The 13513-nt window shown below is 67.0% G+C and carries 12 protein-coding genes; 1 reads left to right on the forward strand and 11 read right to left on the reverse strand.

From position 1 onward, the window contains the following. Window positions 1-101 precede the first annotated feature (101 nt). The 6 genes from AC1Q7Q_RS17430 to AC1Q7Q_RS17455 all read right to left on the reverse strand — a co-directional run bounded on the left by AC1Q7Q_RS17430 (window position 102) and on the right by AC1Q7Q_RS17455 (window position 6575). Window positions 102-923, reverse strand: coding sequence for an IclR family transcriptional regulator (locus AC1Q7Q_RS17430; RefSeq protein WP_459371356.1), 822 nt, complete (start codon window positions 921-923; stop codon window positions 102-104). 184 nt (window positions 924-1107) lie between these two features. After that, the gene (locus tag AC1Q7Q_RS17435) at window positions 1108-1893 is read right to left on the reverse strand and encodes an SRPBCC family protein (RefSeq protein WP_492375977.1); all 786 of its coding nucleotides are present in this window, start codon (window positions 1891-1893) and stop codon (window positions 1108-1110) included. Continuing rightward, complete coding sequence (locus AC1Q7Q_RS17440; RefSeq protein ID WP_150983239.1) at window positions 1883-2359, reverse strand: (2Fe-2S)-binding protein; 477 nt, start codon at window positions 2357-2359, stop codon at window positions 1883-1885. The genes AC1Q7Q_RS17435 and AC1Q7Q_RS17440 overlap by 11 nt, the downstream gene beginning before the upstream one ends. 9 nt (window positions 2360-2368) lie before the next feature. Continuing rightward, window positions 2369-3235, reverse strand: a complete 867-nt coding sequence (locus tag AC1Q7Q_RS17445) for an FAD binding domain-containing protein (RefSeq protein WP_492375976.1) — start codon at window positions 3233-3235, stop codon at window positions 2369-2371. Continuing rightward, a complete protein-coding gene (locus AC1Q7Q_RS17450; RefSeq protein WP_492375975.1) occupies window positions 3228-5522 on the reverse strand; it encodes a xanthine dehydrogenase family protein molybdopterin-binding subunit in 2295 nt (764 codons plus the stop codon). The genes AC1Q7Q_RS17445 and AC1Q7Q_RS17450 overlap by 8 nt, the downstream gene beginning before the upstream one ends. A 72-nt stretch (window positions 5523-5594) precedes the next feature. Beyond that, window positions 5595-6575 (reverse strand): Bug family tripartite tricarboxylate transporter substrate binding protein, encoded by a 981-nt coding sequence (locus AC1Q7Q_RS17455; protein WP_492375974.1) that lies wholly within the window; start codon window positions 6573-6575, stop codon window positions 5595-5597. 373 nt (window positions 6576-6948) lie between these two features. Between AC1Q7Q_RS17455 and AC1Q7Q_RS17460 the strand changes: the two genes are divergently transcribed. After that, window positions 6949-7467, forward strand: a complete 519-nt coding sequence (locus tag AC1Q7Q_RS17460; protein ID WP_492375973.1) for a MarR family winged helix-turn-helix transcriptional regulator — start codon at window positions 6949-6951, stop codon at window positions 7465-7467. Window positions 7468-7536: 69 nt separating this feature from the next. Here the strand turns inward: AC1Q7Q_RS17460 and AC1Q7Q_RS17465 are convergent, their stop codons facing one another. The 5 genes from AC1Q7Q_RS17465 to AC1Q7Q_RS17485 all read right to left on the reverse strand — a co-directional run bounded on the left by AC1Q7Q_RS17465 (window position 7537) and on the right by AC1Q7Q_RS17485 (window position 13512). Continuing rightward, window positions 7537-8832 (reverse strand): MFS transporter, encoded by a 1296-nt coding sequence (locus AC1Q7Q_RS17465; protein ID WP_492375981.1) that lies wholly within the window; start codon window positions 8830-8832, stop codon window positions 7537-7539. Window positions 8833-9120: 288 nt separating this feature from the next. Then, window positions 9121-10077 (reverse strand): PDR/VanB family oxidoreductase, encoded by a 957-nt coding sequence (locus AC1Q7Q_RS17470; RefSeq protein ID WP_492375972.1) that lies wholly within the window; start codon window positions 10075-10077, stop codon window positions 9121-9123. A 92-nt stretch (window positions 10078-10169) separates the two neighbouring features. Next, window positions 10170-11159 (reverse strand): VOC family protein, encoded by a 990-nt coding sequence (locus AC1Q7Q_RS17475; RefSeq protein ID WP_174423386.1) that lies wholly within the window; start codon window positions 11157-11159, stop codon window positions 10170-10172. Window positions 11160-11210: 51 nt separating this feature from the next. After that, window positions 11211-12683 carry an aldehyde dehydrogenase gene (locus tag AC1Q7Q_RS17480; protein ID WP_416049127.1) on the reverse strand — a complete coding sequence of 491 codons (1473 nt, stop codon included), beginning with the start codon at window positions 12681-12683 and terminating at the stop codon, window positions 11211-11213. 22 nt (window positions 12684-12705) lie between these two features. Then, on the reverse strand, window positions 12706-13512 hold the full coding sequence (locus tag AC1Q7Q_RS17485) for an aspartate dehydrogenase (protein ID WP_492375971.1): 807 nt from the start codon (window positions 13510-13512) through the stop codon (window positions 12706-12708). Between the last annotated feature and the right edge of the window lies 1 nt (window position 13513).

Consider the following 13513-nt stretch of genomic DNA (forward strand, 5'->3'; position numbering starts at 1 on the left):
GCACATTCCAGGTCCCCGCCTGGCCCAATGCCGGATATGCGCGGCCAGGGGAAGTCGCGGTGCTTGCCCGTCACTACTAGCCGACAAGGCTGGCCGGCGCCCTACAAATTAACTACGGCTCCACCTTCCGACGGCCGATAGTCCAGCAACCGGGATAGCTCCCCCGCCGCACTCCTCACCTGTTCCACCATGCCATCGAGCCGCTCCGGATCGATCCGCGAAGCCGGGATGGTGGCGCCAAGCGCCGCCACTACCTTGCCGCTGCGGTCCCGCACCGGCGCGGCGATGGTCGAGATGCTGGTTTCGAAGAAGCCTTCCTGCAGCACGTAGCCGCGCTGGCGGTCGCGCTGGACCATGTCGAACAGGGCTTCGACGGTCTTGGGCGTGCTCTCCGAGAAAACTTCCAGCTGCGGCTCGGGATAGAGTTCACGCAGTTCCGCCAGCGTCAGGTCTTCAAGCAGCACGCGGCCAAGCACGGTGGCGTGCGCCGGCAGCCGGGTGCCGACGTTGACCGAGCTGGCGAACGGCGTAGGCGCCACGGACTTGGCCACGTAGACGATGGAGCGGCCGTCACGCACCACCAGGTTGCATGGGAAGTTGATCTCGTCGCGCAGGCGGTCCAGCAGTGGCCGGCCGAGTTCGGTCAGCTCCAGCGAGGCGAGGTAGTCAAAGCCAAGACGCAGTACCGCCATGCCGAGCCGGAATTCACGGCCGCCATCGGTGCGCTCGACAAAGCCCATCATCTCCAGCGTGGTCAGCAGGCGGAACACCGTGGAGCGCGGGACCTGCAGCCGGCGCGCCAGCTCGGCGGCAGACAGGGTCCGCTCGTTGCGGCTGAACTCGCCCAGCAGGCGCAGGCCGCGTTCCAGCCCCGGCACGATGTACTTGTCCTGGAGATCGGTAGGCTCGAGGGCATCTGTCATGGTGATATCTCTGCGAATGAGTACTTTGGCGTGCTATATGGTAACGGCTTTGGCTTCGGCCCTGCCCTGCGGCCCGGCCGGTGCGGATGACGCACCTTGCATCCCGATGCGCCGCCCGCGACTGTCCGATATAACACGCCCTGCATCTATCCTCCAGCACTTCCATCACCGAAGCCGCGCACGCTCACTTCAGATAGTCCCGCAGCCAGGCGCCGCACTCGCCCGCGTGCTGTGCCGGCCAGCGCACGGTAATGGTCGCATTGGGCTGGCGCACTTCGATGCAGATATCCGTGAGCGGGCCCCTGTCCACGGCGGGCGCGGGCGAGAACAAGCGCGACCACCAGCCTGTGCTGCGATTGGGGCTGGCTTGCACGGTGTGAGCCGGGATGACGGCCGGGCGAGCGGGAATCCCCTCGATGGCGGAGGCGGGCGAGGCGGGCGAAGGGGCCTGCTCCTTCGCAACCGTTTGCGCCGCAGCCGGTGCTGCGGGCGCTGCGGACGCCGCAGCCGGCGCCGCCTCGGCAGGCGCCGCCAACCGCGCCGACAAATTCGTGCCGAACTCCTCCCACATCCGGTCCGCCTTCGTCTTCATCACGCTCAGGCCAAACGTGCCAAGGCGGCCCAGCACGTCCACGTTGATCTTCATGCGCAGTTCGGTCTTGCCGTCGGGCTGCCCGGTCAGGAAGATCTCGCTGGACTGCTTGAGCGAGCTGGCCACGGAGGCGTCCTCGCCTGTGCCTTCGCTACGCAGGTAGTTGGGCGCGCGCATCTCCACGATGGTGGTCTTGATCTTGAAACGCGCGCTGACAAAGGCGATCTTGACCTGGATGTGCGAGATGTACTCCACATCGCTGACCACCTCGATCGACTGCATGCCCGGCACGCAGCCGCCCATCACATTGGGATCGAGCAGCAGTGCCCACACTTGCGCCGGCGCTGCGCCGACGATCAGCCTTTTTTCAATTTCCACGCATCTTCTCCGCGGCGGACAGAATGGATTCGACGATGCCGACGTAACCGGTGCAGCGGCACAGGTTGCCGTTCAGGCCGGCACGGACTTCCTCTTCTGTCGGATTGGGGTTATGCGCCAACATGGCGCAGGAGGTCATCAGGAAGCCAGGGGTGCAGTAGCCGCACTGCAAGCCGCCGCACTCCATGAAACTTTGCTGCAGCGGGTGCAGTTCGCCGCCGGCGCCGAGGCCTTCGACGGTGGTCACGTCGCGCCCGCGTGCCTGCACGGCAAGCATCAGGCAGGACTTCATGACTTCGCCGTCCACCAGCACGGAGCAGGCGCCGCAGATGCCGGTCTCGCAGCCGCGCTTGGTGCCGGTCAGGTTGAGGTCGTCGCGCAGCAGGTCCGACAGCAGGCGCCGCGCGGGCACTTCCACGCTGTGGTCTTCGCCGTTGACAGTGAGTTCGATATGGATCTTTTGCATGGGGAATCCTTAGTCCGCCGCCAGCCCGAATAGCGCGGCGATGCTTCGCCGCGCCACGGTCCGTACCATCTCGCGGCGATAGTCCGCGTTGCCGCGCATATCGGAAACGGGGTCGATGCCCGCGGCGACGATATCCGCCGCTTCGGCGGCCACTTCGGGCGTGACGGCCTTGCCGGCCAGGAACGCCTCGGCATGCCGCATCCGCGCCGGAATCGGCGTCGATGCGCCGACAGCAAGGCGCGCCTCGATACATGTGGCGCCAGTCCGGCGAGCCAGCAGCGCGACGCTGGCCAGCGGCCGGTGCTCGGCGGCCGTGCGCAGGAAACGCGCGTAGTGGCCGAGCGCATCCGGCGCCGGCGCGGGAATGCGGATCTCGGTCACGATCTCGTCGGGCTCGAGCGCCGTGGTGTAGTAGTCGACCAGGAACGCCTCCATCTCCAGCACGCGCTCGTCGCTCCTGCCTGCGAGCACCACCTGCGCCCCCAGCGCCATCAGGCAACCCGGCGGATCGGTGGCGGGATCGGCATAGCAAAGGTTGCCGCCGATCGTGCCCTGGTTGCGCACCTGCGGATTGGCCACGCGCCCTGCCATGCTGGCCAGCATGGGGTAATGCGCCTGCACCAGCTTTGAGCGCGCCACCTGCGCATGCAAGGCCAGCGCGCCGATGCGCAAGCCGGTGCGCGGATCGAACTCTATCTTGCGCAGTGCATCGAGTTGGCCGAGCGATACCAGGTGCGTGGGCGTGAGCATGCGCTGGCGCATGCCGAGCATCAGCGCGGTGCCGCCGGCGATTACCCGACACTCGTCGCCCAGGTCGGCCAGCATGCGGCTGGCTTCCTGCACCGAGCCGGGCTCCAGAAATTCGAAATTACGCATGGCGCGCCTCCGTTTCCTTGCGCTTGCGCAGCGCGGCCAGCACCTTCTCCGGCGTGATGGGCAGCGAAGCGATACGCACGCCGATGGCGTCATAGACCGCATTGGCAATGGCCGCCGCGCCCGGCAGGATCGCGGTTTCGCTGGCGCCCTTGGCGCCATAGGGCCCATTGGGCTCAACGGACTCGACCACATCCGTGCGCAGCGCGGGCACCGCGTCAGCGGTCGGCATCGTGTAGTCGGCGAAGTTGCCGTTCAGGATGCGGCCATCCTCGACCTGCACATGCTCGTACAGCGTCCAGCCGATCGCCTGCACGGTGGCGCCGTGCGTCTGGCCGTGCACGGCCAGCGGGTTGATGGCCTTGCCGCAGTCGTCCGACACGAAGCTGTCGATCAACGTGACCTGCCCGGTGGCCATGTCCACTTCCACTTCGACGGCCTGCGCCGCAAACGAGTAGGCTGGCGCGATGTTGCCGTAGTAGTTGGCGTCGTGCATCACGGTGGGCGCATCGTAGGTGGCGCGCACCATCAGCCCTTCACCGCCGTGGCGGAAGATATGCAAGCGCGCGATCTCGGCGAGCGTGGCGCGCTTGCTGTCGTCATTGCGGGCGCGGATCACGCCGTCGAGCAGGTCCAGTTCGTCCTCTGGCACGCCGAGCTTCTCAGCGGCCACGGCCAGCAGTTTCTGCTTCGCCTCGCGCGCGGCCCGCATCACTGCGTTGCCGGAAATGATCGTGACGCGCGATGCCAGCGAGCCGAGGCAGAACGGCGCCACATCGGTATCCGGCGTGCTCACGGTGACATGCGACAGCGCAATGCCCAGCTCCTGGGCGCAGATCTGGCTGAGCATGGTGTTGGCGCCCTGCCCCATGTCGCACTCGCTGGTGAGCAGCATGACGCGCCCGTCCTCGTTGACCTTGAGCACGATGGTGGAGCCGTCCCAGTTGCCCAGCGTGCGGTTGCCGCTGACGTGCATGGCGGCCGCGATGCCGAGCCCGCGCCGGCGCGTGCCGGTTCGCCGCGAGGCATCGGCGCGGCGCGCATCCCACTGGATCGCTTCGCGCGCTTGCTCGAGGCATTCCACCAGGCCGCTGCTGCCGATCTTCCAGCCATGCACGCTGGTGTCCCCGGAGCGGATGGCATTGCGCTTGTGGATTTCGATGGGGTCCATGCCGAGCATTTCGGCCAGCATGGTGAGGTGGCTGTTCAGCGGGAACTGCATCTGCTGGCCGCCAAAGCCGCGGAACGCGCCGCGCGGCGGATTGTTGGTATAGGCGAGCACGGCGTTGGAGCGCACGTTCTCCAAGCGATGCATGTTGTCGCTGCGCATCGCGCTCACGTGCATCACGTCGCCAGCCAGGCCCGCATAAGCGCCGCACTCGGCCACGATATTGACGTCCTTGGCGACGATCATCCCTTGCGCGTCCAGGCCCATCTTCAGCCAGACCCGCGCCGGCACGCTGGAGCGCGCGCCGAGGAAATCCTCGAGCCGGTTGTTGACGAGGCGCACCGGGCGGTCGAGCCGCGTTGCCAGCAAGGCCGCGATCAGGCTGTTGCTCTCCTCCACGATCTTGGCGCCAAAGCCGCCACCGGTGACCGCCTGGATCACGCGGATAGTGGACACCGGCCGGTCCAGCGCTTCGGCCAGCCGCGCGCGCGCCAGGAACACGGACTGCGTCGAGGCCCAGACCGTGAGCCGGCCATTGCCATCCTGGGCGGCCACGGTAGCCATCGGCTCCAGGTAGCCGGGATACTGCGAGTGCATGTCGTACGTGGCCTCGTAGACCACCGCGGCCCGGGCGAAGCCGGCTTCGACGTCGCCACGCTCGATATGCATCTCATGGGCGATATTGCGCGTGCCCGGGTGCAGCTCCGCCGCGCCATCGACAAGCGCTGCATCGGCGCTGAAGATGGCGGGCAGTTCTTCGTACTCCACGCGGATCAGGTCCAGTGCATCGCGCGCGGTTTCCTCATCCACCGCGACCACCGCGGCGACCTCCTCACCCACGTGGCGGACCACGCCAGCGGCAAGAATGCGCTGCTCCTTGCGATGCGTGCCCCACAGCCGTGACGGCGTGTCCTCGCCGGTCAGGACGAGCTTGACGCCCCGCAGCGCGCGCGCCGCCGCGGTGTCGATGCGAACAATGCGGGCATGCGGATACGGGCTGCGCAGCACCTTGGCGTGCAGCATGCCGGCCTGCTTGATGTCGCCGGCATACACGGCCCTGCCCATCACCTTCTCCCGCGCCGTCACTTGCGGCGTGGCGCTTCCCACTGTCGACGTGCTCATGCCGACCTCCTGCTAGTCAGAAAACCACTGAAAACCATGAAGACGCCGGCGAGCGTTGCCGCCGGCGTCGCGTCACTCGGCGGTAATGCCGAAATCCTTGATGACCTTGCCCAGCCGCTCGTAGTCGGAAGCATTGATCTTTTCCAGCACGGCGGGCGCGCCGCCCACCGGCACCGCGCCAAAGGTGGCCATCTTCTCGGCGATGTCCGGCATCTTGACGATCTCGTTGAGCTGCTCATTGAGCAGCTTCACCACCTCGGCCGGCGTGCCCTTGGGCGCCATGACGCCGTGCCATGCGCCGACGATGACGTCCTTGTAGCCAAGCTCGGACAGCGTCGGCACATTGGGCAGCAGCGCAGAGCGCTTCGGATCGGTCACGGCCAGCGCGAGCAGCTTGCCCGTGTTGATGTACTGGGCCACCGGCCCCAGCGTCACGTAGGCGAAGTTGACGTGGCCCGCGACGACATCATTGACGGCGGGCGCAACGCCCCGGTACGGCACATGCTGGATCTTCACGCCAGCGGCGCGGTTCAGCCACTCGCCGGCGATATGCATGGGCGAACCCGCGCCGGGGGTGGCATACGTCAGCGGCTTGCCTGCCTTCGCCGCGGCCACCATTTCCTGCACGGTCTTGATGCCACCGCCCGGATACGCCACCAGCAGCACGGTCTGCGTGCCGGTCTGGATGACCGGGGTGAAGCCATGCAGCGCGTCGTAGCTGGCGCTGGCGGGGAGCTTGAGCACCATCGGCGCCGTCGTGAACGGGTTGGGCGTGAACAAGAGCGTGTAGCCGTCGGCCGGCGCGCGTCCAACCATGGCGTTGCCGACCACGCCGCCGGCGCCCGGCTTGTTCTCCACGATCACCGGCTGCTTGAGGCGCATCGACAGCTTCTCCGCGTACATGCGCGCCATGGAGTCCGTGTCGCCGCCCGGCGGATAGGCGACCACGATCGTGACCGGTTTGGCGGGATAGCCGAGTGCAAAGGCGCTGCCGCCTCCCAGGGCAATCGCGGCGAGCGCTGTGGCAAGGACGTGTCGGCGGGCAAGGTTCATCTACGGCTCCTGTGGGGGCGCTCCACTTCAGCGGGGAATGGCATGGTGGGGGCGGGGTTAGGCACGGCTAAGGGACGGGAACGCATTCGATGTGCGTTTTATTAGCGAAACATTAGTTCAGGAGAGGAACGTGTCATTCATACTAGAATGCTAATGTTGACCACTCAACTTACGTTAATCCCCAATTGACATATCTATTTTTTATAAACTCAGAAAGAGAGAATCATGACGAGAAGAAGGCGGCACATCGATTCCCTATGAGACAATCGGCTCCGCCCTCCCCTGATCAGCCGCCGTCCGGCGGCATCTCCTGAAAGACATGGATCTGATGAAGCGCGCAGCCGGAACGACAACCGACACCGGTGACAAGGCAATGCCCCCGAAAACCGACTGCCCCTGGGCGCAACTGGACGAGCAAGGCAGCGGGCTCGATGTCGACGACTTCCTGACGACGATGCTTAGCCAGTTGGTCAACGCGCTGCGGCGCACCGTGACGCTGCCCTACGCCGAGCAGTTCGCGCTCACGGTGCCCGAATGGCGCCTGCTGGCCCTGCTGGCACACGCACGGCAGTTGCCTTTCGCAGAATTGGTGCTGCAATCCACATCGGACAAGGCGCTGGTGAGCCGCACGCTGCGGCTGCTCGAAGGCCGCGGGCTGGTGAAGCTGGATGCCGAGGGCAACACCCCGCGCAAGAAGCTGATCTGCAGCATCACGCCGGAAGGCCTGGCGCTGCATAAGCAAGTGATGCCGCTGGCCAGGAAAGGCCAGGCGGAGGTGATCCGGCTGCTTGAGCCGGAGGAGCGCCGCGCGATGTACCAGGCGCTGAGGAAGCTGCACGGCCTGTGCGTGACGCCCGGGCGCGGCGACGCCGGCGGGGGCGGGGGCGAGTAAGCGCGCACGAAAACGAACAAAGCCCGTGGCAGCTGGCGCTGCCACGGGCTTCATGTCGTGCGTCGCGGATCAGGCCTCGAGTTGCTCGAGCACCTTGCCCTTGGTCTCGATGCCAAGAAAGTGGATGGTGAGCGCCGCCACGAACGGCACCGTCGCCAGCGCGTAGAAAGCAGTGCTGAGATTGCCCGAGCCGATCGTGCTGGCCACCAGCGTCGGCGCGAAGATCGCCGCCAGCTTCAGCCACGCGCCCCCAAAGCCGCAGCCCATGGCGCGGATGCTGGTGGGATACAGCTCTGGCGTGTACACGTAGGCCGTGATAAAGCCACTGGCCAGGAAACCGAGCGAGAGCGCGCAGAGCCCGGCCACGACGTACACCGACTCCGCGTGGAACACGCCGGCCAGCGCCAGCGATATCGCGCACAGGATGAACGAGACGTTGATCACCGGCTTGCGGCCCACCTTATCGACGATCATCGCGCACACCAGCGAGCCGATCACCCCGAGCACCGATGCGCCCGCGGCCAGGTTCAGCGCCAGCTGCAGCGGTGCGTGATACACCGTCTTGTAGATCGTCGGCAACCAGGTCGACAGCCCGTACTGGATAAAGCCGCAGGTCGCCCACAACATCCACACCGCCAGCGTGCGGCCAATATAGGCCTTGCTCAGCAGATCCCGGACACGCCGGCGCGGGTGCTTGCCGGTCATCGCGTCGTATGCGGATACATCGCCCAGCGGCGCCAGCGGCCCCTTGGCGCGGGACTCGAACGCCGCGAGCGCGCGGTCGGCCTCAGCCAGGCGGCCCTTCTCCGCCAGCCAGCGCGGCGACTCGGGAATGGCCCGACGCAGGATGAAGAACAGGATGACCGGGGCGCCGCCGATGAAGTACATCACGGTCCAGCCGAACCGCGGCACCAGCCACGCGCCGACCGCATTGGAGATCAGCAGGCCGATCGGGAACACCACCTCGTACAGCAGTACGAAGCGCCCGCGCCCGTGGGCACGCGTCACTTCGTTGATATAAGTGGCGGCCACCGGCAGCTCACCGCCCAGGCCCAGGCCCTGCACGATGCGCAGCAAGGCAAAGATCTCGAACGAGGGCGCAAAGCCGCAGGCGATGCTCATCAGCCCGATGATGCCCGCGCTCCAGCCAATCGAGTTAAGGCGGCCAAAGCGCTCGGCCAGCGCGGGAAACAGCAGCGCGCCGATCAGTTGCCCGACCGACGGCGCCGCGATCAGGAAGCCGATCTGCCCCGGCGTGAGCGACCACATGGAGATCAGCAGCGGCAGCGTGGCGGCGATGGCGATGACGTCGAAGCCATCGAAGAACGTGGCCAGGCCGATCAGCAGCCGCGCCCTGACATGCATGCCATTGCTGGGCAGGCGCTCGATGCGGGCGATGATCTCGCCCCGGGTGGTTGCCACGGCGCCGTCAATGGCGCGCGCGCCACCGCCTGCCGTGCTGGTGCTGGATGGGGTCGCCACACCCTCGGCGCTCGCGTTGGCGAGCGGGGCCTCTTGTCTCTGGATCAACACGGTGTTTCTCTTCTAAAGTATCCGAGGCAGGCAGCCGCCCCGCGCTGGCGCATTGCCGGACTTGCCCGGCAATGGCCACCACCGTTGGCGCCGCGATGAACGCGGCGCGCGGTGGCGCGCTTAGAGGTCCAGGACCAGGCGCTTGCCTTTGCAGCCTGACACGCAAACCATCATGGTCTGGTTCGACTCGCGCTCGCTCTTGCTGAGCACGCCGTCGCGGTGTTCGGGAATGCCTTCGAGCACGCGCGTCTCGCACGAGCCGCATACACCTTCCTTGCAGCTGTGCTCTACCGCAATGCCCGCTTCGAGCAAGGCATCCAGCAGGGACTTGCCTGCGGGCACTTTCAGCTCGCTGCCCGTGCTTGCCAGCGCCACGGTGTACTCGCCGTCCTGCACCGCCGCCACCGACGGGTCGGCGGCGAAGCGTTCGATATGGACTTCGGGATAGCCATGGCCGGCGCAGGCGGCTTCGAAGGCGTTCAGCATCGGGCCCGGGCCGCAGCAATAGAAGTGCGTGCTGGCAGCTTGCCCGGCCAGCAGCGTGGACAGGTCCGGCGGGCTGCCCGCCTCGTCGTCGAAGTGCATGCGCACCGCGTCGCCGTAGGCGGCCAGCTCGTCCGCGAAGGCGGCTTCCGCACGCGAGCGTGCGCAGTAAAGCAACGTAAAGGAACGCCCGAGCTCATGCAGCCGACGCGCCATGCACACGATCGGCGTCACGCCGATGCCGCCGGCCACCAGCACCGTGTGTGCCGCCCCCTCGTCCAGCGCGAAGTGGTTGCGCGGCGCAGCCACGGTGAGCGTGCTGCCCACCCGCAGTTGCTCATGCACATAGCGTGAGCCGCCACGGCTGCCGCGGTCGAGCAGCACGCCCACCACGTAGCGGTCGCGCACTTCCGGCGCGCCGCACAGCGAGTAGCTGCGCACCAGGCCATTGCCCAGATGCAGGTCGATATGCGCGCCTGGCGCGTACTCGGGCAACGCATGCCCGTGCGGATCGCGCAGTTCCACGCTGACGATGCCGCGCGCTTCGAAACGCATGGCCTGCACGCGCAGGCTCAGGGATTGGCTGGTACTCATGGCACTTCCTTCGGTTGCTTCGTGTTGCTTGTCTTGCTTGTCTTGCCTGCGTTGCTTGTGTTGCCCGCGTTGCCTGTGTTGCTACGCCGTGCTCAGCGCTTCTCCGTCAGGAACTTGCCCTGCGGGCCGCCTGCGTTCTTCTGCCTGCGCGTATTGCCATCCAGCCCGCCTTCCACTGCCCATTCGGCGAACATGGTCGGACCCGGCTCGAAATCGCGCGGCTCCCAGTCGGCATCCAACTGGTCTTCATCGGCGTAGTACTCGATGAGGCCGCCGGCCGGATTCTTGAAGTACCAGAAATACGCGGACGAAATCGGATGCCGGCCCGGGCCAAGCTGCGTATCCCAGCCGCTGCGCGACACATGCAGGCCGCCGCCGAACACCTCGTGGATGTCGCGCACGGTGAAGGCCACGTGGTTCAGCCCGCTCTTGGCCTGCGGCAGCTGCAGCAGGAACAGGTCGTGGTGGCCGCCGTCCGGCGCGCAGCGCAGGAAGGCGCCACGGCCCGGATAGTGGTCCGACGGCACGAAGCCCAGCCTCTCGGTGTAGAAACGCTCGGTGGCGGCCACGTCCTTGACGAAGAAGACCACGTGCCCTACCTCGATCGGCGTGGCACGTTCGTAGATCGGGCTGCGCTGGTTCATGCGCGGCTTGTCGTTCCACGTGTTCATCGCGGCGCATTCCACCTCGACCTCGCGCTTGCGGGTCAGCTGGAAGCGCACGGCCAGGCCGTTCGGATCCGTGCAGCCAACGCGTTCGCCTTGCTCGCCCTGCACGCCGTGCTCGCCCGTGCTGACGAAACCCGGCTCGGCGCGGATGGCATCCGCGATCCGGTCCAGCGCGGCTTGCGTGTCCACGCCCCACACCACCTCGCGCAGCGTCGGGCCGTCTTCCATTGCCGCCGGCAGTGCCGGGTCGTCGGTGCGGCGCACCAGCACGCGGCAGCCGTTCAGCGTCTCGAAATCCAGCCCGGCCGCATCCTCGCGCACCAGCGTGAGGCCCCAGTCGGCGAAGAAGCGCCGGCAGGCGTCCAGGTCGTCGGCACCGTAGACGATTTCGTCGATGCCCAGAATCGTGTTCATTACCCTCTCCTGCTGTGTCGCTTTTGCAGCGTCCAATGTCGTCGCGCTCACTTAGTTAGCCCACGGCAGCGGTTGTTCATGCATGCCCCAATACACGCTCTTTTGTTCCATGTACTGCAGGATCCCCAGCCGCCCCTTCTCGCGCCCCAGCCCACTGTCGCGCCAGCCGCCGAACGGCGTCGAGATCGAGAACTGCTTGTACGTATTGATCCACACATTGCCGGCCTGCACCGCACGCGCAAAGCGCCACGCGCGCTTGTAGTCGCGCGTCCATACGCCCGCCGCCAGCGCGTACACGCTGTCGTTGGCTTGTGCGATCAGATCGTCCTCGTCGTCGAAGGCCATCGCCACCAGCACCGGCCCGAAGATTTCCTCCTGGCATACGCGGGCGCTGTTATCCAGCCCCTCGATGATGGTCGGCGTGTAGAAGTAGCCGTTCTCGCAGCCCGCCACCGTGGGGCGGATGCCTCCCGTACGCAGCTGGCCGCCTTCGGATACGCCAAGCGCCACATACGATTCGATCGAGTCACGATGGCGGTCGCTGATCAGCGGCCCCATCTGGGTGCGCTCGTCGGCCGGATCGCCCACTCGCAGGCGCGCCGCGCCCTCGGCCAGGCGGTCCATGAAAGGCTCATACAAGGAACGTGCCACGAACAGGCGCGAACCCGCGATGCACGATTCGCCCGAGGAACTGAAGATGCCGTACAGCACGCCGTTGACCGCGTGGTCCAGGTCCGCGTCCTCAAACACCATGGTGGGCGACTTGCCGCCCAGCTCCAGCGACACCGGCATCATCTTGTCGGCGGCAATGTGGGCGATATGGCGTCCCGTGGTGGTGCCACCGGTAAAGGACACGCGGCGCACCAGCGGGTGCTTGGTAATGGCATCACCGATCACCGAGCCCTTGCCCGGCAGCACGCTGATGAGGCCCTTGGGCACGCCGGCTTCCTCGCAGATGGCGGCGAGTTCCAGCGCCATCAGCGGCGTGATCTCAGCGGGCTTGATCACCACCGCGTTACCGGCGGCCAGCGCGGGCGCCAGCTTCTGCGCCTCGCTGGCGATGGGCGAATTCCACGGCGTGATCGCGGCCACCACGCCCATGGCTTCATGCACGCTCATGGTGAGGAAATCACCACGCGCGGGCGTGAGCGTCTCCTCCAGGGTTTCGCAGGCCGCCGCGAAGAACTGGAACGTGCCGGCGGCGCTGGCCACCAGCGCGCGCGTCTCGCTGATGGGCTTGCCGTTGTCCAGGCGCTGGCGCTGAGCCAGCGGCTCGGCGCGCGCGCGGATCAGGTCGGCCACGCGATGCAGCACGGCTGCGCGCTCGTGCGGCTTGCGCTGGGCCCAGCCGCTGGTGAGGAACGCGCGATGCGCGCCCTGCACGGCCTCTTCCACGTCGTCCAGGCTTGCCGCATTCAGTTCCGCGACGACTTCGCCGGTGGCCGGGTAGCGCGTGGCGTAGCGCTCGCCGCCGCCCACGCGCCACTCGCCTGCGATACAGATGGGGAGAATGTCTTGCTTCATGATGATTGCCTTGCTGCGCTGCTTAAATCGACATGGCGTGGGCACGGTTGCCCAGCGCACGCACCACGCTGAACACTGTCAGCGCCGAAGTCTTGGGGTTCGCCGCCAGCGGCTTGCCGCGCATGGTCAGCTCGAAACCGCCGAAGGCACCGCGCGCTTCCACGTGGTGCACGTTTTCATCCACGCCCGGATCCGCCAGCAGCTTGACCTGCGTGTGGTCCAGCCCGAGGCCGGCCATCGACAGCGTAGCCGCCACATTGGCGTTCTTCGGATAGAGCCGCGCGGCTTCGCGGGCGTTGCCCTCGAAGATCACCGTGGCTTCGGTCAACGCGTCGAGGTCGAACAGCGCCTCGGCCGGCGTGTCCTTCCACGCGCCGGGCGGCTTGCGCCCGGTGTAGACCACCGAGTCCAGCCCGCCCACGCGCGCTGCCGCCAGTGCGTCGATCGCACCGATGGCGCCGGAGAGTAGCTGCACCTGCGTGCCGCCGCGCCGTGCCGCGGCTTCCAGCCGCTCGGCCAGGCCCGGCTCGGAGAGCGCGCCCACCGACACCACCATGCAGGCGATGCCGCGCTCCAGCGCCGGCACGATGTGCTCCTCCAGCGCATGGTGGCCAGCGCACTCCACCAGCAGGTCAGGCCGTCCGTCGGCCTGGCTCAGGCAGGTGGCAACCCGTGCATGCGGCGCCAGCGCGGAGACGTCATGGCGGGCCTGGTCCATCTGCGCCTCGGGCACCACCACCACGTCGAACACCACGTCCGGATCGCTCTTGAGCAGCTCGAGCACACCGCGCCCGATCGCTCCGCATCCCACCATCGACACGTGCAGCATG

Source organism: Cupriavidus sp. GW823-FHT07A04, assembly GCF_058794615.1.

Excerpts from the sequence above, each read along its gene's own strand:
- AC1Q7Q_RS17455 (WP_492375974.1), bottom strand. The coding sequence starts at position 6,575 with ATGAACCTTGCCCGCCGACACGTCCTTGCCACAGCGCTCGCCGCGATT.
- AC1Q7Q_RS17475 (WP_174423386.1), bottom strand. The coding sequence starts at position 11,159 with ATGAACACGATTCTGGGCATCGACGAAATCGTCTACGGTGCCGACGAC.
- AC1Q7Q_RS17450 (WP_492375975.1), bottom strand. The coding sequence starts at position 5,522 with ATGAGCACGTCGACAGTGGGAAGCGCCACGCCGCAAGTGACGGCGCGG.
- AC1Q7Q_RS17465 (WP_492375981.1), bottom strand. The coding sequence starts at position 8,832 with ATGCATGTCAGGGCGCGGCTGCTGATCGGCCTGGCCACGTTCTTCGAT.
- AC1Q7Q_RS17440 (WP_150983239.1), bottom strand. The coding sequence starts at position 2,359 with ATGCAAAAGATCCATATCGAACTCACTGTCAACGGCGAAGACCACAGC.
- AC1Q7Q_RS17480 (WP_416049127.1), bottom strand. The coding sequence starts at position 12,683 with ATGAAGCAAGACATTCTCCCCATCTGTATCGCAGGCGAGTGGCGCGTG.
- AC1Q7Q_RS17445 (WP_492375976.1), bottom strand. The coding sequence starts at position 3,235 with ATGCGTAATTTCGAATTTCTGGAGCCCGGCTCGGTGCAGGAAGCCAGC.
- AC1Q7Q_RS17460 (WP_492375973.1), top strand. The coding sequence starts at position 6,949 with ATGCCCCCGAAAACCGACTGCCCCTGGGCGCAACTGGACGAGCAAGGC.
- AC1Q7Q_RS17485 (WP_492375971.1), bottom strand. The coding sequence starts at position 13,512 with ATGCTGCACGTGTCGATGGTGGGATGCGGAGCGATCGGGCGCGGTGTG.
- AC1Q7Q_RS17430 (WP_459371356.1), bottom strand. The coding sequence starts at position 923 with ATGACAGATGCCCTCGAGCCTACCGATCTCCAGGACAAGTACATCGTG.
- AC1Q7Q_RS17470 (WP_492375972.1), bottom strand. The coding sequence starts at position 10,077 with ATGAGTACCAGCCAATCCCTGAGCCTGCGCGTGCAGGCCATGCGTTTC.